Origin of the sequence: Cylindrospermum sp. FACHB-282, assembly GCF_014697195.1 — a bacterium.
GTDB lineage: Bacteria > Cyanobacteriota > Cyanobacteriia > Cyanobacteriales > Nostocaceae > Cylindrospermum.
The window spans coordinates 64,095-87,940 of sequence record NZ_JACJRJ010000016.1; the positions used below are offsets into that span (position 1 = coordinate 64,095).

21 protein-coding genes are annotated in these 23,846 nt (G+C 41.9%); 16 read left to right on the top strand and 5 right to left on the bottom strand.

Going from position 1 to position 23,846, the window contains the following annotated elements:
- Positions 1 to 524 precede the first annotated feature (524 nt).
- Positions 525 to 1,178 carry a PEP-CTERM sorting domain-containing protein gene (locus H6G32_RS10690; RefSeq protein WP_190457925.1) on the top strand — a complete coding sequence of 218 codons (654 nt, stop codon included), beginning with the start codon at positions 525 to 527 and terminating at the stop codon, positions 1,176 to 1,178.
- A 352-nt stretch (positions 1,179 to 1,530) separates the two neighbouring features.
- Here the strand turns inward: H6G32_RS10690 and H6G32_RS10695 are convergent, their stop codons facing one another.
- The 4 genes from H6G32_RS10695 to H6G32_RS10710 form a co-directional block, all read right to left on the bottom strand.
- Positions 1,531 to 2,823, bottom strand: coding sequence for a recombinase family protein (locus tag H6G32_RS10695; protein ID WP_190457927.1), 1,293 nt, complete (start codon positions 2,821 to 2,823; stop codon positions 1,531 to 1,533).
- A 14-nt stretch (positions 2,824 to 2,837) separates the two neighbouring features.
- Positions 2,838 to 3,197, bottom strand: coding sequence for a VOC family protein (locus tag H6G32_RS10700; RefSeq protein WP_190457929.1), 360 nt, complete (start codon positions 3,195 to 3,197; stop codon positions 2,838 to 2,840).
- Between the two features lie 256 nt (positions 3,198 to 3,453).
- Positions 3,454 to 5,286 carry a tetratricopeptide repeat protein gene (locus tag H6G32_RS10705; RefSeq protein WP_190457931.1) on the bottom strand — a complete coding sequence of 611 codons (1,833 nt, stop codon included), beginning with the start codon at positions 5,284 to 5,286 and terminating at the stop codon, positions 3,454 to 3,456.
- Entirely contained in the window at positions 5,237 to 6,589 is a 1,353-nt protein-coding gene (locus H6G32_RS10710) for a P-loop NTPase fold protein (protein WP_190457932.1), read from the bottom strand. Before H6G32_RS10710 ends, H6G32_RS10705 begins: the two co-directional genes overlap by 50 nt.
- 167 nt (positions 6,590 to 6,756) lie before the next feature.
- On the opposite strand from H6G32_RS10710, the gene H6G32_RS10715 reads away from it, so the two are divergent.
- The 15 genes from H6G32_RS10715 (at position 6,757) to H6G32_RS10785 (ending at position 19,593) form a co-directional block, all read left to right on the top strand.
- Complete coding sequence (locus H6G32_RS10715) at positions 6,757 to 7,689, top strand: RluA family pseudouridine synthase (protein ID WP_190457934.1); 933 nt, start codon at positions 6,757 to 6,759, stop codon at positions 7,687 to 7,689.
- 685 nt (positions 7,690 to 8,374) lie between these two features.
- Entirely contained in the window at positions 8,375 to 8,893 is a 519-nt protein-coding gene (locus tag H6G32_RS10720) for a phycocyanin subunit beta (protein ID WP_190457937.1), read from the top strand.
- 75 nt (positions 8,894 to 8,968) lie between these two features.
- Positions 8,969 to 9,457, top strand: a complete 489-nt coding sequence (locus H6G32_RS10725; protein WP_190457939.1) for a phycocyanin alpha subunit — start codon at positions 8,969 to 8,971, stop codon at positions 9,455 to 9,457.
- 191 nt (positions 9,458 to 9,648) lie between these two features.
- Positions 9,649 to 10,485 carry a phycobilisome rod-core linker polypeptide gene (locus H6G32_RS10730; protein WP_190457941.1) on the top strand — a complete coding sequence of 279 codons (837 nt, stop codon included), beginning with the start codon at positions 9,649 to 9,651 and terminating at the stop codon, positions 10,483 to 10,485.
- Between the two features lie 95 nt (positions 10,486 to 10,580).
- Positions 10,581 to 11,354 carry a HEAT repeat domain-containing protein gene (locus tag H6G32_RS10735; RefSeq protein WP_190457943.1) on the top strand — a complete coding sequence of 258 codons (774 nt, stop codon included), beginning with the start codon at positions 10,581 to 10,583 and terminating at the stop codon, positions 11,352 to 11,354.
- A gap of 111 nt (positions 11,355 to 11,465) precedes the next feature.
- Positions 11,466 to 12,131, top strand: coding sequence for a HEAT repeat domain-containing protein (locus tag H6G32_RS10740; protein WP_190457945.1), 666 nt, complete (start codon positions 11,466 to 11,468; stop codon positions 12,129 to 12,131).
- Positions 12,132 to 12,716: 585 nt separating this feature from the next.
- Positions 12,717 to 13,238, top strand: coding sequence for a phycocyanin subunit beta (locus tag H6G32_RS10745; protein ID WP_190457947.1), 522 nt, complete (start codon positions 12,717 to 12,719; stop codon positions 13,236 to 13,238).
- Between the two features lie 80 nt (positions 13,239 to 13,318).
- The gene (cpcA, locus tag H6G32_RS10750; RefSeq protein ID WP_190457949.1) at positions 13,319 to 13,810 is read left to right on the top strand and encodes a phycocyanin subunit alpha; all 492 of its coding nucleotides are present in this window, start codon (positions 13,319 to 13,321) and stop codon (positions 13,808 to 13,810) included.
- Positions 13,811 to 14,128: 318 nt separating this feature from the next.
- The gene (locus tag H6G32_RS10755) at positions 14,129 to 14,989 is read left to right on the top strand and encodes a phycobilisome linker polypeptide (protein WP_190457952.1); all 861 of its coding nucleotides are present in this window, start codon (positions 14,129 to 14,131) and stop codon (positions 14,987 to 14,989) included.
- Positions 14,990 to 15,031: 42 nt separating this feature from the next.
- On the top strand, positions 15,032 to 15,277 hold the full coding sequence (locus tag H6G32_RS10760) for a phycobilisome linker polypeptide (protein WP_015206337.1): 246 nt from the start codon (positions 15,032 to 15,034) through the stop codon (positions 15,275 to 15,277).
- Positions 15,278 to 15,287: 10 nt separating this feature from the next.
- Entirely contained in the window at positions 15,288 to 16,142 is an 855-nt protein-coding gene (locus tag H6G32_RS10765) for a HEAT repeat domain-containing protein (RefSeq protein ID WP_190457954.1), read from the top strand.
- A gap of 231 nt (positions 16,143 to 16,373) precedes the next feature.
- The gene (locus H6G32_RS10770) at positions 16,374 to 16,976 is read left to right on the top strand and encodes a HEAT repeat domain-containing protein (RefSeq protein ID WP_190457955.1); all 603 of its coding nucleotides are present in this window, start codon (positions 16,374 to 16,376) and stop codon (positions 16,974 to 16,976) included.
- A 37-nt stretch (positions 16,977 to 17,013) separates the two neighbouring features.
- Positions 17,014 to 17,853 (top strand): phycobilisome rod-core linker polypeptide, encoded by an 840-nt coding sequence (locus tag H6G32_RS10775; protein WP_190457957.1) that lies wholly within the window; start codon positions 17,014 to 17,016, stop codon positions 17,851 to 17,853.
- 86 nt (positions 17,854 to 17,939) lie between these two features.
- Positions 17,940 to 18,683 (top strand): phycobilisome rod-core linker polypeptide, encoded by a 744-nt coding sequence (locus tag H6G32_RS10780; protein WP_190457959.1) that lies wholly within the window; start codon positions 17,940 to 17,942, stop codon positions 18,681 to 18,683.
- Between the two features lie 142 nt (positions 18,684 to 18,825).
- Positions 18,826 to 19,593: a phycobilisome rod-core linker polypeptide gene (locus H6G32_RS10785; protein ID WP_190457961.1), complete on the top strand. Its 768-nt coding sequence runs from the start codon at positions 18,826 to 18,828 to the stop codon at positions 19,591 to 19,593.
- Between the two features lie 218 nt (positions 19,594 to 19,811).
- On the opposite strand, the gene H6G32_RS10790 is transcribed toward H6G32_RS10785, so the two are convergent.
- Positions 19,812 to 23,768, bottom strand: a complete 3,957-nt coding sequence (locus H6G32_RS10790) for a DUF4011 domain-containing protein (RefSeq protein WP_190457963.1) — start codon at positions 23,766 to 23,768, stop codon at positions 19,812 to 19,814.
- Positions 23,769 to 23,846 lie beyond the last annotated feature (78 nt).

Here is a 23,846-nt window from a genome sequence, read left to right on the forward strand (position 1 = left end):
CGAATGGTGATAACCATCCGGTAAGCGAGTAAAACGTGGACTTATCAAACAGCCCTCGGCTACAAACTCAACGCAGATTGCAACGGCTGTATAGTGCATAACTCCTACAGTTAAAAACTGTAGGAGTCTGGCTTGTCAGTTCGTGAACTGTAAAGACTCAGTACTGTCTGTAAGTATTGTGACTACGTTATTTTAATTTTGCTATTAAATCATTAAAAACCCACTTTTTATAAGGATTTCAGCAATATAACAGCAAATACAAGCTAAGTAATTTATACAAATTTCAAGTTATTTTACCTAAACTTTATATTTCTTAGTAAAATGCATGAGATGATACGGAGGAAGTAAGCAAAATCGCTGATAATAAAAATCACCTTAATTTTTCTCTCGCCACATTAAAAGGTGGGATTAGAGCTGAAAAATCTTGATTTTGCTACTGTCTGCAGTTCGTTAACAGAGCTTGTAGATGGTGTCTCGCCATAATTACTTAACCAACATCTCAATAACTAGATTCGGTAAAACAAATGATGAATTTCAAGAAATATATCAGCGGTGGAGCGGCTTTTGCTGGTAGTGCCTTGATTTTAAGCAGTACTCTAGCTGTTGCGCCTGCTCAGGCAGCTTCGATCTATGGTACGGTTAATATCTCTGGATCTGCTACATTTGCCAACCCAAATGAGGCGGCTCCTGCAACAGACACAATCAAGTTTTTAACATCCGTAGTTGATACTACAACAACTGGTAGCTTCACTTCTTTAATTGGAACAAGCGCTACTGTATCTGATGTTAATCTCGTTAAGAGCGGATCATCTTCTACCATGGGTTCGTGGACCGCTACCTCCTATACAGGTACCGCATCAAATCCCTTGATTCAGTTTGCGAATGGTCTGAAGTTTGATATTAATAATTCGTTCAACGTTCTCAGATTAGCCACAAGCGGTTTTACATTAGCTGCGACCGAGCCATTTTCGGGAACCTTTTATAACAGTTCCGGAGTAGCTGTGGGTAATGGACTTTTTACTGTAAATTCCATCGGCAGCCAAGGTAGTTACTCTGCCACCATAGAAGCTGTACCCGAACCTTTCACCATTTTAGGCTCTGCTACGGCTTTAGGATTTGGAGCGTTCTTGAAAAAGAAGCGTGCCGAAAAGCAGAAGCAAGCAACAGTCAGCGCTTAGTATCACCGAGAGTTGAGTTCGCATAATAGGTGCAAAGCTTGAAAGCTAACGCACTCAACCAAACTAGCTACATAGTGCATCTATCTTTCAGAAATCCCCTGTGACTCCCACAAGTCAGAGGGAGTTTTTCATTTGATACAATTTCACTAGACCGAAAAGTTCTGCGATGCCTTCTCTACGAGAGGCTACGCGAACGGCGGGCGTCATCTGTAAGAGGTTAAGGAAATTGCACATTTGTCAAGAAGGTGCAGTCCAAGGCGATAAATCTATCTTGGAGACTGGCTTTCGGAGATATAGCAGAAGGCACTAATATAAAAGGCAAAAGTAAAACCCTTATCATCTCCCGCAACTACTAAAAAATAAAAATAACTTGCAATTTCCACTCTTTACCCTGGCGAATAATCTCAATTTGCCGAATGAATTCGCGAAAATAAAATCGTCGTTCTGTTTCTGATAAGTCTAGCCAAAATTGCCGAATTGAAACAGCTTGGGCGACGGAACGCAAGTTCACCGGTGGGAGAGTCGCCAGCTTTGCTTGGAGGGCAGAAATTTCTGTGTGGAGTTTGTAAGCCCTTAATTTGGCGGTTTCTAGATCCAAAATTCCAGTTTCTGTTAAAGCGGGTAATGCAGAGAGGATTTCTTGTTGACGGGCGATCGCATCCCCTAAACTATTTTTAATGGCATCCAATTGGGGAAAATTCATCCCCGCAACCGCTAGCGGTAAGTCCCGACAAACGGTTTCAATGGTTTGTTCCAAAACTTCTTGGTAAGCAATAGCACGACATTTCGGGTTTTGAGGACAGCTAATAGAACGTAAATAAAGATACTCTTTGTCTTGGTGACGCTGGGTAACGCGAGTAACTCTCAGATGTGATTGACACTCAGCACAGACAACTAACCCAGCAAGAGAACGGTTAGCACTGGCGGTGCGAGGTGGTAAGCGACTGTTACGGCGGAGAATTCGGTCAACTTGAGCGGCTTCTTCTCTAGAAATTATGGGAATATGAGTATTAGAGATAATTTCATCATTCTGATAAGCTGTATCGCCCCGATAAACTGGATTAGTTAGCCAACGTCTCCCAGTTGTCACAGATATTTTTTTACCATATTTTTTTGCTAAATAACGAACTGCTCCCCGCAGGGAACCATAGAGTAAAAAGTTGTCAAAAAAATCTTTGACTACGGGTGAAGTGCTGCGGTCAATGGTATATTTGCCTTTACCTCTGCGGTAGCCATAGGGTGCTTTACCTGGTGGGGGTGCAGTTTCTAGACGATTGCGGGCGTGTCCTTGGCTAATGCGGCGACTGCGTTGCTGGCGCTGGATTTGGTGTAGCAAATTTAGCAATTCGACGCGCAGATGGGCATTTTCTGAGGTGTATGGTTGTTCGGTGACAATGACCATTACCCCCATTGTTTCTAGTTGGTTGAGGCGATCGCTCACTTGTTCTACACTATCCCCTAATTCTTCTAAACGGCGAATTAGAAGATAAGCTGCTGCTTCGGTTTGACAGTCTGTAAATAATTGTTGTAACTGGGTACGCTTCCCCAAATCTTGATAAACCTGATCTATCTCCCATCCCCAGTTAGTTTCATCGCTAGCAACTTCTAACAAAGGATCAGTGTAACTGTAGGCGATGATTTTCATTACACAAGAAAAAGTTATTGCTGGCTCAATTCAATAATATTCCCATCTGGATCTTGGGTGAAAAGGGCGGCGCGTCCAGAAGCGCTGGCTTGTATGGGATAATTTTGACTGAGTAATTCTTCCTTGGCGCTGTCTAAGTCAACAACAGAAAAGGCGATGTGGGGGTTACGTCCCCATTTTTCATTTTGGTTTTCTGTGGGGACTGTGGTAGAAACTATCAGGTGAAGTTGATAATTGCCAATTTGATACCATGCACCGGGGTATTTGAGAGTTCTATCTATTTTGGCTAATCCCAATACTTTGCTATAAAAGTGTTCGGCGCGTTCTAAGTCGGTGACGAGGATAGCGGTGTGGAGACTCTGGGTAATTTGCATTGTGGATAAAAGGCGATCGCATTTATTGCTTACTCTTTAGATTTTGACCTATTTGAACCGCAGAGAACACAGAGGAAAGAGAGAATGAGATGGGGATGAGTTTAAAAGCCTATACAGAAACCCCAGCCGATAATGCTGGAACTCTACCACCACCCGCCCAGAACTTTAGTTCAGGGCTAATAACTAAAGTCCGTTTTAACGGACTAGAAATTTATTTTAGTTGTCTAAAGACGACTTTCGTTATTAGACTCAGAATTCATTCGGAGGCGGGCTTTGGTAATCTCTCTAACGCCTTTTGCGTAATTTCTGCCCTATATTCATCTTTATATTCAACAAATATCTCTAACGCTTTCTGCAAATTAACCCTCGCTTCTGCATCATCTGTCTGTGCTTCTGCAAGCAGTCCTAATTGTCCATAGATTCTAGCTTGAGAATAGCGATCGCCTAATTCGATGCAGGTAGACAAAGCTAGTTGATAATTGCGCCGCGCTTCCTCATATTCCCCCAATTCTTGGGCAACCATTCCCAACTGATGGTAGGTGCTAGCTTGAGAATAGCGATCGCCAAATTCGATTTTGATAGCCAAAGCTAGTTGATAATTGCGCCGCGCTTCCTCATATTCCCCCAATTTTTGGGCAACCATTCCCAAATGGTGGTAGGTTCCAGCTTGAGAATAGCGATCGCCAAATTCGATTTTGATAGCCAAAGCTAGTTGATAATTGCGCCGCGCTTCCTCATATTCCCCCAATTCTTGGGCAAGAATTCCCAACTGGTGATAGGTGCTAGCTTGTTCATAGCGATCACCAAATTCGATACAGATAGCCAAAGCTAGTTGATAATTGCGCCGCGCTTCCTCATATTTCCGCAGGTCTTGGGCAAGCATTCCCAAATTGTGGTAGGTGCTAGCTTGAGAATAGCGATCGCCAAATTCGATTTTGATAGCCAAAGCTAGTTGATAATTGCGCCGCGCTTCCTCATATTCTCCCAATTCTTGGGCAAGAATTCCCAACTGGTGGTAAGTGCTAGCTTGAGAATAGCGATCATCTAACTTTTCAAAGATTTCTAAACACTGTTGATAATATGTCTTAGCCTGTGAAAACTGCCTCAAATTTAAGTAAGCAGTACCTAAATTAAACAAAGCACAACTTTCAACACTACTGTTTTTTAATTTTTGGGCAATACTTAAATATTTTTGATAATAAATAATTGCTGTTTCAAACTTTCTTTGCTCTGAGTAACAATCACCAAATGAATTCAAAATACTAGCTTTGAGATTTACATCCTGAAGACTATCAGCAATTTTTTCTGCTTTTTCTAAATACTGCCTCGCTTCTTCAGGTTTCCGCTGACTAATATAGGCAAGCCCTAACTCATGTAAAATATTACTACATCTGCGGTTATTTACCTCTGTAATCTGCTCTCCAGTTGGCTGATATTCCATCAATAGACGGTGTAATAAATCGATGCGTTCTTCTTGCTTCTCTAGTGGTTCTAATCTATCGACAATCTTATCAAATTTAATTATCTGAGCAATAGCATTTTCTCTAGTTATTTCTGGAGTTTTAAACCGAAATATTCCCGAACGCCAAGCCCAAAAATCAGGCGCAAATTTAGCTAAACGGGTAATGGCATAATCTGGCAGAATAAATAATATTGGATGAGGAACAGTTCTTTTATAAGCATCGCGGACAAAGTTTAAGTCTTGTAAAATTGGCGGATAATCACCATAAACGCCTATAGATTTTTCTAACCCCCGAATAACCAAAACTAGTTTTTTCTCAGGTTCTTTTTTAATATTTACTAGTTGTTTAACAAGTTCATCCCGGAGAAAACGCAAATTAGCATCAGGAAATTTGAGAATTTCAAATTGGATATTTTGACATTCATCATTTGTTTGTAATGCCGGGATCAATAAATCTATATCTGGAGGAAAATTAACTTCTATCAAACCCAGTGTGAAATTTTCGGCAAAGTCTATAAACGTAATTAATTCAGCAAATATTTCTTGATTAAGTGAGATAAATTGCCGAATTTCTGGGCTAAGGTGTGGTTGAGAGTGCGGCTGTAATTGCTCGTTGGAAGAATTCATTTTGCTTTACCACCGGATTTGGGTAATTCCATCGGTTATCGCCGTTGTATTCTAAAACTGAAGTATTAAATAGCATCAATTGTCCAATTTCATCTTTACTTACATCTTTGCTAATGCAAATTTGGGCTAATAATGGATAATGTTCTTCAGGAATAAACCTTTCAAAACTAAATTGTTGTTGTTTGACAGCATAAATAATATCTTCTGCTGTAATTTTGGGATGTTTGCGAGTACTTGCAGTTTGACAAGCTGTTCTCATCATTTGCATTAATTGGCGCACATGTCCCCCACTAGCTTTAGCTAAATTTAGCAATTCTTCACGTGAGTTAAAGACAGCATCAATATCTACTCGTTTTTCAATTAAACTCGCTACTGCATCCAGTCCCGCTTGTTGATAATTTAAATCGCAAATATCCCGTTTAAATTCATAGATATTCACCATTGGGACGATATGCGGATTACCATCAAACAAATTTAACGGGTGTTTTGGTGAACAAAGTACAGAAATTGGAACTGTATAAATAATTGTACAATGTAACTCTTGCAACTGAGACGCATAATCAAAAAACAAATGATTTGCTACTGTTGGTGTAACCCGATCTAAGTTGTCAAAGATAATCAGTAAACCTTTATAATCGGGAAATTTGTTTCTCAATTTAACGTAGGCATCACCCAATAATAAGTTAATATCTGCTTTTAGGCGAGACAAATCTTTTTCTAAGGTTTGGCGAATAGTGGTTTTTTGCTTATGAGATCCTTTAATTTGTGCCAACAATTTGACCATCAATTTAGCAATAAATGGCGCTTCTGGCTGGAGAGTTGCTTCGCCCTCAATACTTACAGATTTTTCTACAGTTTCTTCTGTTTCTTGGGTAATATCTTTAAACCAAGATTCAAAGCTTTTGAGTAGTTGAGTATCAAAACTTAAACCTAATTTTCTTAACTCAAATTCTACTTGCTTGATGACGATTAAATATAAATCTGTATAACTAGCATCATTAATATCTGTTTCTTCATTAACTTCTAAGTAAATAACATGATAATTTTGTTCCCAGATTTTTTGAATTCGCTTTAATTCCGTACTTTTACCAGAACCCCGATGTCCAGTAAACAAAATTGTGCTAAAATCAGCGGGTTCTTGAAAGTCTAAAATTGTACTAACACTCTCAACGGCTGAGGTTTTTCTTACTGCTGATAAATCAACATAGTATTTTTCGATATCTTCACCTTCTAGGGGTTCCAGGGTACAGACCTTAAAGGCTGATTTAAGAGTATTTGCCCGTTGAAAATTAGATAAAGGCATAGTTTTTTAGCAATAGGATCAATATAACTTTCTCTGATTCAGATTTTAAGCCATCAACGTTAATCTTGCACCAGCCAATTAGAAATCGCGGGTTACTCATTCACCTAGGCTAAGTATCAGATTCCGTTCTGCTTCTACGTAATTCAAAAATAATTTCTACCCAACCCATGTTATTACAAGTCCAAGAAAAAACAGATCGCCTAGATCGCTACCTTTCCCAAGAATTATCAGACATATCTCGTTCGCGGATTCAACAGTTAATTGAACAGGGTAACGTCCAACTCAATGACAAAGTTTGCACATCTAAAAAAATAAATCTCAAAATAGGCGATCGCATTACCCTAGAAATCCCAGAAGTCCAACCCCTCAAACTCCAAGCCGAAGATATCCCCCTAGATATTCTCTACGAAGACGACCAGCTAATTATCCTCAACAAACCCGCCGGATTAGTCGTTCATCCTGCACCGGGACATCCAGATGGTACACTCGTTAACGCCTTATTAGCACATTGTCCTGACCTCCCCGGAATTGGTGGAGTCCAACGACCAGGAATAGTCCATCGATTAGATAAAGATACAACTGGTGCGATCGCGATCGCCAAAACAGATATCGCCTTTCAACACCTCCAAGCACAACTCCAAGCAAAAACCGCACGACGAGAATATTTAGGCGTAGTTTATGGTGCGCCAAAAACTGAAAGCGGTAGCATAGATTTACCAATTGGTCGTCATCCCCAAGATAGAAAAAAAATGGCGATCGTCTCCATAGAACAAGGTGGAAGAAATGCCATTACTCATTGGCAAATCCGAGAACGCCTCGGAAACTACACATTAGTTCACTTCCAACTAGAAACAGGACGCACCCATCAAATTCGCGTCCACAGCGCCAAAATGGGCCATCCCATTGTCGGCGACCCAATTTATAGTTCTTGTCATTCTGTTGGGGTAAATTTACCTGGTCAAGCACTACATGCTTGGCGACTAAAGTTGCAGCATCCGATATCTGGAAATTTAATCGAAGTCACAGCCCCCCTTCCCCAAACTTTGACAACTTTGCTAGAAATTCTGCGCCGACGAATCGGCATTTATTCAGAAAACTAAAAAGAAATCTGAGAAATCTGAGAAAATTTTCAGATTTTTCTTAACTAATATTTACAAACTGTTACAAATAGCTTAGACATCAAAGCAGCAGTAAATAGCAGCAGTAAATGCTGTAAATACTGTTGTACATGATTTTTTTGATATAAGAAAATATGCTTAATACTTAAACTATTTGATAATAATCATGATTATTTGGCTACAAAAAATTGGTTAATGTTATATAAAAGACATTTATTATAAATAAATAATCTTTGAAACGCTTATGTAAAGCAACTTAATCTCGGTAGTACAGCACTTATAAGCTTAATCTGCTACAAAGTTTTTGAAATACTAGGAATTTTTATAAAGTTAAGTAAAGACAAATGTTTAATTGTAAATAAATTAATTAATCAAAATCACCAAAAGCTTTATAGGGAAAGAGCTTTCGCGGAATGTTGTATGGATTAACACATTTTCATGAAACTTAATAAAAAATTAAGGCAAGCAATATATAAAATACAAACAGCTTTTAAAAGCGATTAAAAAACAAGCAAAACTCAAACTTCTTTGGTTAGTTAATTGCACACAATAAGGTAATAATTTATGTCTTTGATGTGCAAAGATAACCAGATTTTGTCTTCAGTTATTGCCTTGAATAATTAATTGCAATTGAATAAGCAACAATAACCTTTAAGAGGAATAAAAAATGCTTGACGCTTTTTCCAGAGTTGTTGAACAAAACGATAAAAAAGGTTCTTACCTAAGCGCTGACGAAATCAATGGATTATCAGCCATTGTTGCTGATAGCAATAAGCGGTTAGATGTAGTCAACCGTCTCACAAGTAATGCTAACTCCATTGTGGCGAATTCTTATCGGGCTTTAGTCGCAGAACGCCCTCAAATATTTAACGCTGGTGGTGCTTGTTTCCACAACCGCAATCAAGCTGCTTGTATCCGCGATTTAGGATTTATTTTGCGTTATGTCACCTATTCAGTACTAACAGGTGATGCCAGCGCGATGGATGATCGTTGTTTGAATGGTCTGCGCGAAACCTACCAAGCCCTCGGTACTCCTGGTGATGCTGTGGCTTCAGGAATTCAAAAAATGAAAGAAGCAGCAATCAGTATTGCTAATGACTCCAATGGCATTACCAAAGGCGATTGCAGCCAACTGATGTCTGAAGTAGCTGGCTATTTTGATCGCGCAGCTTCTGCTGTTGTCTAATAAATAGATTTTGCCAGATTTTTTTCAAAGCTGATTGTTAGTAATTACTCGAAAATTGAGGAGATTAAGAAAATCATGAAAACACCTTTGACCGAAGCGATCGCCACCGCCGATGTTCGCGGTTCTTACCTGAGCAACACCGAACTACAAGCGGTATTTGGTCGTTTCAACCGCGCTCGTGCTGGTTTAGATGCTGCTAAAGCCTTCTCTGAAAATGGCAAAAAATGGTCAGAAGCAGCAGCAAATCACGTCTATAAAAAATTCCCCTACACAACTCAAATGAGTGGACCTCAATATGCCTCTACCCCAGAAGGCAAATCCAAGTGTGTACGAGATATTGACCATTATCTCCGCACTATCAGCTACTGCTGTGTAGTTGGCGGTACTGGCCCCTTGGATGAATATGTAGTTGCTGGCTTGAGCGAACTCAACAGTGCCCTTGGTTTATCTCCCAGTTGGTATGTAGCTGCTCTAGAGTTTGTCCGCGACAATCATGGTTTGAGCGGTGACGTTGCTGGTGAAGCCAACACTTACCTCAACTACGCGATCAACGCATTGAGCTAAACGCACACCCTTGGGTCTTTAGAAATAGATAAGTGCTAGATAAGTAGATTGACAAAATTAAATGTTTTTTTCGTAGCGCTACTACGAACATTACTTTTTATTAGTGTCTATTTACTAAATCTGAGTATTTTTCTACTTCCAAAGACCCAAATTTATTTCTAAAACAAATTTGCAAAGGAGCGTTTTTCAAGATGAGTAGCTCAGTCGCAGAACGGCTAGGAATTAGAGATTTAGCTAACGAAAAAGTTGAGCTTCGCCCAAATTCCAATGAAGAAGATTTGCAATTGGTATTCCGGGCTGCCTACCAACAAGTTTTTGGGCGTCAAGGCGTATATGCCAGCCAAAAATTTACCAGTAGCGAATCCTTGTTACGTAACGGCAAAATTGATGTCCGCCAATTCATTGAGATTTTAGCAAAATCTGAATTTTACAAGGAATGCTTTTTTTACAGTAACTCTCAGGTGCGTTTTATAGAATTAAACTATAAGCACTTACTGGGACGCGCACCCTATGATCAATCAGAAATTGCTTACCACGTAGACTTATACGCTTCTAGCGGTTATGATGCCGAGATTAATTCTTACATCTACAGCCCAGAATACAACAACGGCTTTGGTAATTTTGTCGTTCCTTATTACCGTGGATTTAAGTCAATTCCGGGAATGAAGACCGTAGGATTTAACCGCATATTCGAGCTTTATCGTGGCGATGGCAACAGTGATAACGCTCAATTAGGCGGCAAAAATTCGCGCCTGCGGACAAAAATATCACTGAATTTGGCTAACTGGATTTCGCCACCAACTTCTGCTGGTATCGGCTTTGCATCATTAGCACCGACATTAATCAGTTCTGCTCCCAGGGGAGATAGTCGGATGTTCGTGATTGAAGCGATCGCTGGTAAAGTTGGTACTAAAGCAGCAGTGCGTCGTAGTAAACAGGTTTACACTGTGCCCTACGAGCGACTCTCTTCTTTATACCAAGAAATTCACAAGCGCGGCGGCAAAATCATCAACATTTCCCCCGTTTAAAACACCAGGAAAGGAGAGGGGAAGAATTCTAGAAGAATTGTCTCCCCCCTCTCCTTTGTCTCCCCCCTTGTATCCCTATTTTTCCACTCTTGGCAATGACTGCTGCTAACTCTGTCGAACCAATAATGTCTCCAGAAACAGCGATCGCAGCGCTGTCTTGTGACGATAACCAAATCCGCTATTATGCCGCTTGGTGGCTAGGCAAGCATAAAGTGCAAGCAGGCTGTGGGGCTTTGTGCGATGCCCTGTTTGATACCAGCTATCGCATTCCATCAGGGGGGTATCCTCTGCGTCGTCAAGCTGCACGGGCTTTAGGACAACTGAAAAATCCTCAAGCAGTACCAGCATTAATTGCCGCCTTAGAATGTGATGCGGATTTGCGTCTGCGGGAAGCAGCGATCAGTGCTTTAGCAGCTATTGGAGATCAGCAGGCTGTGACACCAATGCTAAATCTTTTGCAAGAGAGTCATGAACAACCCTATGAAGCCCTGATTGAAGCATTAGCCACTTTACAAGTTTGGTCAGCTCGTTCTCAAGTTGAGTCTTTTCTCAATCATTCTTCCGAGCGAGTGCAATGTGCAGCTGCTCGATATATGTATCTTTTGACTCAGCAGCCCCAATACATTGAACGCATTATCAAAAATCTCAATCATGAGAATATGTATTTACGCTGGGCTGCGATATTTGATTTGGGCGCAGTTGGTCATCAGCAAGCTATACAGGCAATTTTAGCGGCTAAAGTTCCTAACAGTTTGAAACTATTAAATTTGAAGCGAATGTTAGAAGCAGTTTTGGATAGTGATGTTTCCCAAAATGAAATATCTCAGTTACTTTTCCAAACAATTGATGATTTGCTAATTCAGCTTTGAGATGAGAAATTATAAATTAGGGATTGGGGACTTGGATATTAGGAGGAATCTTAGTATCTAGCCTCCAATCCCTTTTACAATCAGTTTTTTTTCTACCTACACGATTTAAATATGCACACACACAACTCTCATCATATCGAGCAATTGATTTCACAATTAAACCACGCCTCAACCCCTCAAGATGCGATCGCCGCAATTACTGCTTTGGCTACCAGCGGTATCAAAGAAGCAACAGTTATCAATGCCTTAATTCAAGCTTTAAGCCATCATCATCCCTCTGTAGGCGCAGCATCTGTCGAAGCTTTGGTGCAATTAGCCCCTGCAACTGTAAAAGCCTTAATTGCCGCCTTCGCTGCTTCTAGCGATCAGGGGCTACAAGCTTATATTATTCAGGCTTTAGCACAAATTGGCGACCCAGAAGCGCTTGATTTGTTAGCTGAAGTTGTGGGCGTCGCAGTAGCCAATCACTGCCAGGGAAACGTCCGCCGCATTGCCGCGCGGGGACTCGGACGGATAGGTAGTACTTCTAACGACACAGAGGTTATCCGTCGTATCGAAGACAAGCTGACTTGGGCGTTGCTCACCCCTGAGGATTGGGGACTCCGTTACGCAGCTGCGGTTTCTCTACAAGAAATTGCGACACCAGGGGCTGGCGCAGCCTTACAACAGGCAACAGACCAAGAAGTAGATAAAGTTGTGCTATCTCGGATTGCCACCGCCCTAGCGGCTTTAAATGTAGTTCATTTCTCCCCATTGCCCCAAATCCCCGCTTCCTGAGATCCCCAATTTCCCCATCTTCCCCCCAGAAGAAAGAATTGTAGACACTTAGAGCAATATTTATAAATATAAATTTAACCTTTCTTAACAAAATCTGCGGGGACTGTAAATGCAATGAGAATCTGCAACATATTGTTTTTTCAAGGTTTTTGCAAAAATTAAAAAAAAATTAACCCAGTTAAATATCCTAGGTAAATGCAACAGTTATGAAGTTTTGTAACAAAGATTTTGGTCTTTTCTCAGGTAGACGCCTTGTATGTAAAGGATTTGAGGCATTTCTTATTCCCCCATCTTATTTATTCATAATTTGTAATAAATAAAGGATCTATAGCATTGTATAAACATAAACTGGAGGGGTAAAAGAACAGACGAAAGTTAAATGCGGCAATCAATTCGTTAAGGTTTGCCAGTTTCTCATAAAATCACCCCAGATTCTCATATTTCTCATTCATCGTAGTGGCAAGGAAATGTGAGACTAACTTGAGAAGCAGTTTGACAGTCTGTTGTCAGCCATTCCAGATTGATAAAAGATTGACAGTTTAAATTCTGACATCTTTCAACTAAGTAATTAGGAGATTAGAGTCCATGACATTAGATGTATTCACCAAGGTTGTTTCCCAAGCCGACGCTAAAGGCGAATTCCTGAGCACCGACCAAATCGACGCTTTGGCAAACGTGGTTAGAGATGGCAACAAGCGCTTAGATGTCGTTAACCGCATCACCAGCAGTGCTTCTGCTATTGTTACCAACGCAGCTCGTGCTTTGTTTGAAGAACAGCCCCAACTAATCGCTCCTGGTGGTAACGCTTACACCAACCGTCGTGCAGCTGCTTGTTTGCGCGACCTAGAAATCATCTTACGCTATGTTACCTACGCTATCTTAGCAGGTGACTCCAGTGTTCTAGATGATCGCGCTCTCAATGGACTGCGTGAAACCTACCAAGCTTTGGGTACTCCTGGTTCTTCCGTAGCTGTGGGCGTTCAAAAAATGAAGGAAGCAGCGATCTCTATTGCTAACGATCCTAACGGGATCAGCAAGGGCGATTGCAGCCAATTGATTTCTGAAGTAGCTGGCTACTTTGATCGCGCTGCTGCTGCTGTTGTTTAATAGCGCTACAGAAAACCCAGAACCTAATTTTTTAGGTGTCTAGGTGAAAAAATTACGAATTACCAAGGAGATTTGAAATCATGGTTAAAACCCCAATTACCGAAGCTATTGCAGCAGCAGACACCCAAGGACGTTTCTTGGGCAACACCGAACTTCAAGCTGTTAACGGTCGTTTCGTCCGTGCTGGCGCTAGCTTAGAAGCAGCTCGTGCTTTGACCTCAAACGCTCAACGTTTGATTGATGGTGCAACCCAAGCTGTATACCAAAAGTTCCCCTACACCACCCAAACACCTGGGCCTCAGTACGCTGCTGACAGCCGTGGTAAATCCAAGTGTGCCCGTGACGTTGGTCACTACCTACGCATCATCACCTATAGCTTAGTTGCTGGTGGTACAGGCCCATTGGATGAATACCTGATTGCTGGTTTGGCAGAAATCAACAGCTCTTTTGAGTTGTCCCCCAGCTGGTACGTAGAAGCTCTGAAGTACATCAAAGCCAATCATGGTTTGGGTGGTCAAGCTGCTAACGAAGCTAACACCTACATTGACTACGCAATCAACGCCCTCAGCTAGATAGCGTTATGCCCGGAGAGGGATGCAAGTGTTAGATGGAATCACCTAGCAGTTGGATCTCACTCCGGGCATCGTTTTATCTGGGGATTTATGGCAATGCGGTAGATATGAGGTTGCGATTTGAACGCGATCATCAATGATTACCAAATGCGCGGCGAGTTCCGTCGTGCCTGTGGACAGGGTACTGCTGAGAGTCCCAGTTGAATCAGGAAGATTTGGTTAGCAAATGTTAGCTAAATTGGAACAGATAGATAAAAAGCTTTATTGAGCGAGCAGTCGGCAAAATTAGCCGAATTGCAAATAAATAGGGGAAAAAAAATGGCCATTACAACAGCAGCATCAAGGCTAGGAACAGAGCCTTTTAGCGAAGCCCGTCGAGTTGAACTGCGCCCCAACGCCAGCAAAGAAGAAGTTGAACTGGTAATCCGCAGCGTTTATCGGCACGTTTTGGGTAATGACTATATATTGGCATCAGATCGCCTGATTAGTGCAGAATCACTCCTCCGGGATGGCAACCTGACAGTGCGAGAATTTGTCCGCAGCGTTGCCAAATCAGAACTCTACAAAGCAAAATTTTTCTACAATAGTTTCCAAACCCGGTTGATCGAACTCAACTACAAACACTTGTTGGGTCGCGCACCATACAATGAGTCTGAGGTGGCTTACCATTTAGACTTGTACATTAGCCAAGGGTACGATGCGGAAATAGACTCCTACATCGATTCTCAGGAGTACCAAAACAACTTTGGCGATAATGTTGTACCCTACTACCGTGGTTTTGATACTCAACCAGGGCAAGCGATTGCTGGCTTTAACAGGATATTCCGCTTATACCGGGGTTATGCTAATAGCGATAACGCTCAGGTAGAAGGCAAAAAATCTCGTTTAGCCCAAGAGTTGGCAAGTAACAAATCTTCCTCAATTGTTGGCCCATCTGGTAGCAACGACAATTGGAACTTCCGCGCGTCTGCGGATATCGCTCCCAAGCAAAATTTAGGTAATGCTGTAGGTGCAGGCGATCGCACTTATCGAATTGAAGTCACTGGCATACGCGGCCCTGGCTACCCCAGCGTTCGACGTAGCAGCACAGCATTTATCGTACCCTATGAGCGGCTATCTGACAAGATCCAGCAAATTCACCGGCAAGGTGGCAAAATTGTCAGCATTATCTCAACCTAAAGTAGTCAGCAATACCCAAAAATTAGAGAGGATATAGTAATAATGTTTGGTCAAACCACACTTGGTGCGGGTAGCGTTTCTTCATCCGCTAGCCGAATTTTTCGTTACGAAGTTGTAGGCTTGCGGCAAAATTCAGAAACCGACAAGAATAAATACAATATTCGTCGTAGTGGCAGCGTGTTTATCACAGTGCCTTATAGTCGTTTGAATGAAGAATATCAGCGGATTACCCGTCTAGGCGGCAAAATCGTCAAAATTGAACTGTTGAGTACCCCGGAGGCAAACTAAAGCCCTGGCAATGATAGAACCCAGTGGGTCAGAATATTCTGCCGAAAACGGTCTACATCTCACACCAGAGCTAGGGTTCGCTGAAGGCGTGCGGGACGCACTCGCCAATCTGCAATCATCAGATTTAAGTCTCCGCTATTATGCTGCTTGGTGGCTGGGAAAATTCCGGGTTAGTTGCCCAGAGGCTATAGATGGACTGATTGCAGCCTTAGAAGATGAATCCGACAGAACTGAATTGGGAGGCTATCCACTACGACGCAATGCAGCTAGAGCACTGGGGAAATTAGGCAACACCAAAGCCGTGCCAGGCTTAATTAAGTGTTTAGAATGTCCTGATTTCTACGTGCGCGAAGCAGCAGCCCAATCTCTGGAAATGCTCCGGGAAAAAACAGCAGTATCAGCACTGATAAAACTGCTAGATGGCGGTGTTTCACAGGCAGTGCAAGTACCAGGACGCCCCCACCTAACCCAACCCTATGAAGCAGTCGTAGAAGCCTTGGGTGCTATTGGTGCAACTGAGGCTATTTCCCTGATTCAGCCTTTCTTAGAGCATCCAGTACCAAGATTGCAGTGTGCCGCAGCCAGAGCAATGTACCAACTTACACAAGACCCTGCTTATGGGGAACGCTTAGTGAAAATGTTGGACAACAACGATCTGAAATTGCGCCGTGTTGCTTTAGGGGACTTAGGTGCAATCGGATATCTGGCCGCAGCAGAGGCGATCGCTGACACCAAGGCAGAAAATAGCTTCAAACTTCTTGCCCTCAAAGGATTGCTAGAGCATCAACTCACAGATGAGTTAGATGCCATTGGTGTTTGTGATCATGCAATCCGGATAATGAACCTGATGGATTCACTATTATAGTCAGTTGTCATTTAGTTATTAACGCAAGTTGCTAGTTATCTAGTTAGGGCTGGTAATGGGTAATAGGTAATAGGTAAGTTAATTACCAATCCTCAGTGCCCTTTTTCCCTTTTTCCCAATAAGAGAGACTACAGCCATCTAACTAGCAACTTGGGTGATTAGTTAAATGAGCAAAAAACCAATGACTAATGACTAATGACTACTGACTAATGACCATAAGACTGTTGACTAATGACTGACGAACTGATTAGTGTTGTCGCCCTTGCAGATACACCAGCGCGAATGGTGACAGCGGTGCAAAACTTGGCAGCAGCCAAAGATACAGCGGCAATTCCCACCTTAATAGCCGTGTTTGGTTATAACAACCCAGCAGCGGCGGCGGTGGCAGTAGCGGCACTAACCGAGTTGGGAGAAAAAGCAGTACCACAACTCATCGCCCAAATAGATGATTATAACTATGGCGCACGGGCTTATTCGATTCGTACCTTAGCGGCGATCGCTGACCCCCGTGCAATAGATGTCTTAATCACAGCCGCAGCTACAGACTTTGCCCCCACTGTCCGCCGCGCCGCGGCTAAAGGACTAGGAAAGTTACACTGGCATAAGTTGGGTTTTGCTGAAAGACAAACAGCGTCTCAGCAAGCTTTGGAAACACTGCTATTCATTTCTCAAGACTCAGATTGGTCGATTCGTTACGCCGCCGTTGTCGGTTTGCAAAGCTTGGCCAAGATAGGCGATTTGCAACAACCCATCCGGGATAGACTCAAAGAAATGCTGGCAACTGATGCCGAAAAGGCAGTCCGTGCCCGCGTCCATTTGGCTCAAAGCCAATAGATTGTTTTATACACAATAAAACAAGGTAAAAGTAAAGATGTCAATACCACTGCTACAATATTCACCCACCACACAGAATCAGCGTGTGGAAGGCTACGAAGTCCCTAACGAAGATACGCCAACTATCTATCGCTCGTCCGCCGCTACCTCAGATGCAGACATTGATGCCATTATCTGGGCAGGATATCGGCAAATTTTCAGCGAACACTTGATTATCAAGAGCAATCGCCAACTCGGTCTGGAATCTCAACTGCGAAATCGGGCGATTAACGTCCGGGACTTTATCCGGGGATTGGGTAAGTCAGAAGTTTACCGCACCCAGGTGGCAGAAACCAACTCCAACTACCGCTTAGTTGATATCACCTTAAAGCGGTTTTTGGGACGCGCTGCCTACAACAAAGACGAGGAAATTACCTGGTCAATTGTGATTGGCACAAAAGGGTTACACGGTTTCATCGACGCCTTGTTAGACTCTGACGAGTACCTGGAAAACTTTGGTGATGATATCGTACCTTTTCAACGCCGCCGCTTTGGAGACCGCCCCTTTAACTTAGCTAACCCCCGTTATGCAGCATACTGGCGCGATCTCCTAACTCTCCAATACCTGGGAGGACGTTCCTTCTATAACGCCCGCACCTCAGGGGATCTGACTACAGAAGATATTCGGCGGGCAATTCCAGCCAATTTCATGGCAATGGCAGGAAATATCATCACCGGCGAACGTAACTACCAGCGAACCATCGCCTCAGTTACCTCCCAAATCAAAACTCTAGAGATTCCCGATACCTCCCGCGAAGTTACCACCCAGCAACCAACAGTGAAACCCACGCCAGTTGCCTTGCCTTATCGTTACCTTCCTGGAAACCGGACAACTTAGGGAATAGTCATTAGTCATTAGTCATTAGCAATAACACCAATGACAAGTAACAAATGACCAATCACAACTCACAACACCCCTGAACTATGTCAATCCCTTTACTAGATTACAAACCCAGTTCCCAAAACCAGCGCGTCCCTGGTTACGAAGTACCTAACGAAGACACCCCCAGACCTTACCGCATAGAAGACTATGCTTTTGGTGGGGAAGTCCAAGAATTAATTTGGGCTGCCTATAGGCAAGTTTTTAGCGAACACGTCATCCTGAAATTCTACCGCCAGGGAAACTTAGAATCCCAGTTGAAGAATAAAGCCATTACTGTGCGCGACTTCATTCGGGGTTTGGCCAAGTCTGAGGCGTTCCAAAGTTTGGTGATTAAGACAAACTCCAACTACCGCCTTGTGGAACTTGCCCTGAAGCGGTTTTTAGGTCGTGCGCCTTACAACAAAGACGAAGAAATTTCTTGGTCAATCAAAATTGCTACCCTTGGTTGGGGTGGTTTTATTGATGCTTTGCTAGATTCTGAGGAGTATCAAACCAACTTTGGCGAGAATATAGTTCCCTACCAACGGCGGCGGTATAAAGATCGGCCTTTTAATCTGGTGACACCCCGCTATGGCAACTACTGGCGCGACAAGCTAGAAAGTGAGCGCTATAAGACAGGAGATATCAAGAACTTCTTGGAATTAGCTAGTTCCATCGAGATCAAGACACTTGTCTATACAACAGTTAACACTGCAAACATTACAATTCCTGACACCACGAGGGAGACGAAGCCAAAAGGTATTCCTGTTTCCATCAATACCAGTGCTAATTTCCCTGTGCGCTAAATAGGAGGAATTCGTTAGAAACTAGTTCTGGCGACTAACCTAATGCGGGACAATATGAATGAGCAGTTTGAGGAATCAAGCCTCGTTCAGTTTTCACTAGCTAGCTCTTTGTTTAATTTGTTAATAAGAGGAACAACGCAGCATGGCACTGCCATTACTTGAATACAAACCAAGCAGTCAGAATCACCGGGTCAAAAGCTTCGGCGTTGCTGACCAAAATGAAAATACTCCGTATATCTACCGTATAGAAGATGTTAGTTCTTACACTGACATTCAAAGCATAATTTGGGCTGGTTATCGCCAAATTTTCAGCGAACATGAGATTCTCAAATTCAACCGCCAAGGTACTCTAGAATCTCAACTAAAAAATGGCTCTTTGTCGGTGCGGGACTTCATCAGAGGTTTGGCTAAATCTGAAGCGTTCTATCGTTTAGTTGTCTCGGTTAACAACAACTACCGCTTAGTAGACATTACTCTCAAGCGCTTGTTGGGTCGTTCGTCTTACAACAAAGACGAAGAAATTACCTGGTCAATTGTGATTGGTACTAAGGGTTTTAGCGGCTTTGTTGATGCCATCATAGACAGCGAAGAGTACACCCAAAGCTTTGGTGACAATACTGTACCCTACCAGCGCAAACGCTTAGAAGGTCGTCCCTTCAACTTGGTAACTCCCCGCTATGGCGAAGACTTCCAAGAAAAAGAAGGTACCGTCAAGACCGATTGGCGCTTCACCTTGGATAAATTCTACAGCCGTAAAGCTAAGGAAAAGCGACTGGCAGAAGGCGATCCTGGCAAGTATGCGGATCTAGCAGCCGAACTCTCTGGCAAGGGTAACTACGCACAAAAGCTATCTGCATTTGATATCGATTATCTCAGTGCAGTGCCTTACCGTGGTGGTAGCAGACGCTAAGATTTAAAATCTGATTACCGATAATTTTATACTGGGTCTGGTTTTTGCGTTGATATGACGACAGGTTTGCAGGTTTTCTGTTAGCTGGGCGTTATATTAAGTGGAGACTAGACCTAGTTGTTTTTTACATAGCAATCCTATTTAAATTTGTAAGAGTTTATTTTGTAAGGCTGACAGGCTTTATTCGCTTTCACCCATGATTTAAGACTGCTATAGAGTTAGCCATTGATTTGTTGTAATTGTTTGATCCTTTCTATCAAGAGACGAACTTGAGCAGGTTTGTTACGAAACCAGTCTGTTGACCAAATTCGGTGAATTTTCCAACCTAGCCTTTCAAGCACCTGTTGTCTGAGGCGATCGCGATCTCTTGCAGTAGGTGAGCTATGGTAAGATGCACCATCACACTCAATTCCCAGCAAAAACTCACCAGGGCGATTATTATTAACTACAGCTAGGTCAATCCGGTATCCTGAGCATCCAACTTGGGTGCGGATAGTGTATCCTTGCTGGATTAAGCTACGGTAAACATCTTCTTCAAATGGCGAATCAAAGTGAAGCTTATCTGTGTACGAGTTGCCTTGTAGTCGTTCTCCACCACTCGCTGCATACTCTAAGTAATCACGCAGTGCTTCTACGCCTTTGCTTTTGGCGCGTGTTGTGTCGATGTCTCCAGCTTGTATAGAAGAAACCAGTGTAATCTTACTTTTTGCCCGCGTCACAGCTACGTTGAGCCGTCGTTCTCCACCTTGCCGATTCAGGGGGCCAAAGTTGAGAGAAAGCTTGCCTTGATCATCACGAGCATAGCCAACACTGAGTAAAATCACATCTCGTTCATCACCCTGAACGTTTTCCAGCGCTTTGAGAAAAAACTGAGGTGAGTTATCGCTGCAAAACGTCTCCAGATTAGGATATTCTTTTCCCAAAATCTCAATTTGCTCCTGAATGGCATCTGCTTGGGCTTCGCTAAAGGCAATAATACCAAGGGATTTTTCGGGAAACCGTTGAAAATGCTCCAAGGCCAACTCAGCAACTACTTCTGCCTCGCGTCGATTATCTCTGCGTCTACCGCGATCGTAAACACCGTCAGAAACGTGCTTAAACCATACTCCCAAATCTGGATTTTGAACTGGGTTTGGAAATGTAACTAGTTCAGAGTTATAAAAGTGACGGTTGGAGAAAGCTATCAAACGCTCATCTTGACTGCGGTAGTGCCATTTCAGCGTGCGTCCAAACATAAAATTTGAACATTCATCCAAAACACTCTCATAGCTTGCATCATCCTCATCATCAACATCTTCTTCACTATCTCCGGTTGAAAAGAATGATGTGGGGGGAAGCTGCTTATTGTCTCCAATCACAATAACTTGATTAGAACGGATAATCGAAGGAACAACATCCTCCGTGCGAAGCTGAGATGCTTCATCAAAGATGAGAACATCAAAATGAACTACATCTGGATTGATATATTGGCTCACCGAAAGCGGACTCATCATCCAGCAAGGCTTTAAGGCTTTAACTAAATTTGGTATCCCCTTTTGTGTATCGTTGAGAAGTTTACGGACAGGCAAATGTTGTCTTTTTTTAGTCGCTTCCCTTTTTAGCCTTGGCAACTCAGCTAGAGCTACTGATGTCTTTTCCCAGTTTTGCCAGCGTTGTACATGAACCTGTTTTAGACGTTCTTTAGCAGCATCTAGTTGGTTATAGTCGAGTTTAGAAAACTCCTTTATTTGCCGTTCATGTACTTCAACGTTAAAGTTTTTCAACTCAGGCTTTCTTGCGAGAATAGCATCAAGGCATATTTGATAAATTCGGTTTTCTAAAACTGGAAACCATTGCTCTGGTTTAATTTTATTATCACGTAAAGCATCCAAAAACTTATTATTTGCCAGACTTTCAAGTTTCTGGTAAGTTTCTTTATAGGTCAGCCATTCTTGAAAATAAGGCAGTTCAGATTGAGCCAAGTTTAAGAAGCTTTTTAGTTCGACAAAAGTAATTTGATTACGAGGTAGATAAGAATCTGTGATGTCATTTTCATCAAAGTGCGATAATAGAAAATCTAATCCTTTCCTAATATCGTTATAGACTGACTCATATTTCTTGACTAATTCAGTCAGTTCGCGCCGTTTAGAAGGAAAATTTATCACGCTCTGGACGGAATCAGCAGAAAGCGAATACTTTTGTAAGCCAATCAACCAATTTAAAGCTTGTTCAATTTCTTTTAACTCTGCTTCACTAGAAAAATCTGGATTAAATAGAAAACCAAAAATCTGACGAGCGGGGTAGTCGATTTGACGCAGCTTGTTTTGCAAAGACTCAATAGAATTAGGTTTACTGCCACCAAAAATGTTAAATAGCTTTAAAAGCTGGCTCAGTAAGTCTTGGCTTTCTTGCGATCGCTTATTTTTTTCAATTTCTCGAACATCTTTTTTCAGATTAGTAAAAGCATCTTGAGCAATTGCTATATCTACTTTTACCCATTTTTCTGGTAAATTCAATGGAGCTTTTAATATATGCAGCAGGGCTGGATAACACTTATCTAGAGAATCTAAATTCAATAAAGGTTGAACTTGGAGAATCCCCTGTAATTCTTGATTAATCTTTTGGGCTGAAAAAATTGCTTGCTGAAATTCCTCTATTTGTTCTTTAATTTGCAATTCCATCTCAAAGGAATAAGAATCTAGAGAACTTTTTGCCCAAATAGTTGTTTTTTCTCCTTTAAAAAAAGGTAGGAATTGCGCTAGTTTGTTTAATAAATCTTTTGCTTCTTCTAATCTACTAGGATTCCATTGGCTAAAGTTGGAAAATATGACATTGAGGCTGGGAATTGCTTCGCGTTCTTTTTTCAAAAGCTCACCAAATATCTCAAACGGTGATTTATCTAGAGGTTTTTCTTTAGCGTGTAAACTCGTGAGATAGGAATTTAGCGATTGACGACTAGAAACAAGCCGCTCAAAGAAAAGGTGATTATCTTCTGCCCCATAAATTTGTTTAACATATTCAATAGTTTTCGATAAATTATTTACAAGTGCTCGTTTATCTGTTGTTCCACTATGGTGAAGATTAAGGCACACATGATCTAAACCAGATTCAGCCATGCGTTTATAAACCACACTCAGCGCTGTCTCTTTTTCTGCAACTAATAAAACTGATTTACCAGCGCCAATCAGTTCAGCAATCATATTTACAATAGTTTGACTTTTGCCGGTTCCTGGTGGCCCTTGAACCACAAAGCTAGAACCAGCTTTTGCTGCTTCAATCACGACTTGCTGGCTAGAATCAGCATCAAGAATTTGAAATATTCGCTCAGGTTTAACTTGTGAATCTAGTGCAGATGCCGGTATGGGTTCTCTATAATTAGACTGATAAGTAGTTAAATTCCCACTAATTGCTTGCAAAATTGGGTGGTCAAAAATTCGAGCTTCATTTTCGATAATGTCCCGAACCATTGCAGCTTTGGCATAAGAGAACAGTGAGAGAAATACATTATTTTTAATTTGCCATGTCTTTTGTTCTGCTAACAGTTGGTGAATCTGGGCAATTAATTCGCTATAAGTTAAACTTTGTATAGCTTCTCCCTCTGGAAGCTCAATCCCAAACGTTTGCTTTAACTTTTGTGCCAATGTTGGATTGAGTACAATATCTTCCTCCAAAACAGATATTTTATATGCATCCCGTTTAGGTTCTTTAACTAATTCCACAGGAACCAAAATTAGGGGTGAAATTAAAGCATCTTCTGGCTTATCTTTGTCATACCAAGTAAGGGTTCCTAGTGCCAAAAACAGGCTATTGACCCCTCGTTCCTCAAATGATCGTCGTGCCTCAGTACGCAATTTTTTAAGCCGCTTTAGTTGCTCGTTGCCTATCTGACGAGTTATTAATTCAAGAGGATTTGCTTTTGCTGGTAATGCTTTGGTCTTTTTGAATTCAATAATATCTTGATGTTCGCTATCATCAACCATTTTCAAATTAAGCGATTTCTTCCCTTCTGTCAGATTTTTGAAGAGAATATCTGTTTCTTCTGTCAGAATTTCCAAAGTTCGAGGACTATCTTGCCGGAACTTGATGAGAGGATTTTTTCGTCCCAAGTCAGCAAGTCCAGCTTTCCACTTGGCAATTTTTTGAGCAAGGTTGTGTTGAGAGTCTGAAGCTGGCTGCCGCATATTATTCTTTCCCATAAATAGACTGATCCTCCAACATTTTCGGCTTTTTCCCCTGCGATTGTTTTTTGGGAGAATTACTTTTTCTACTACTGG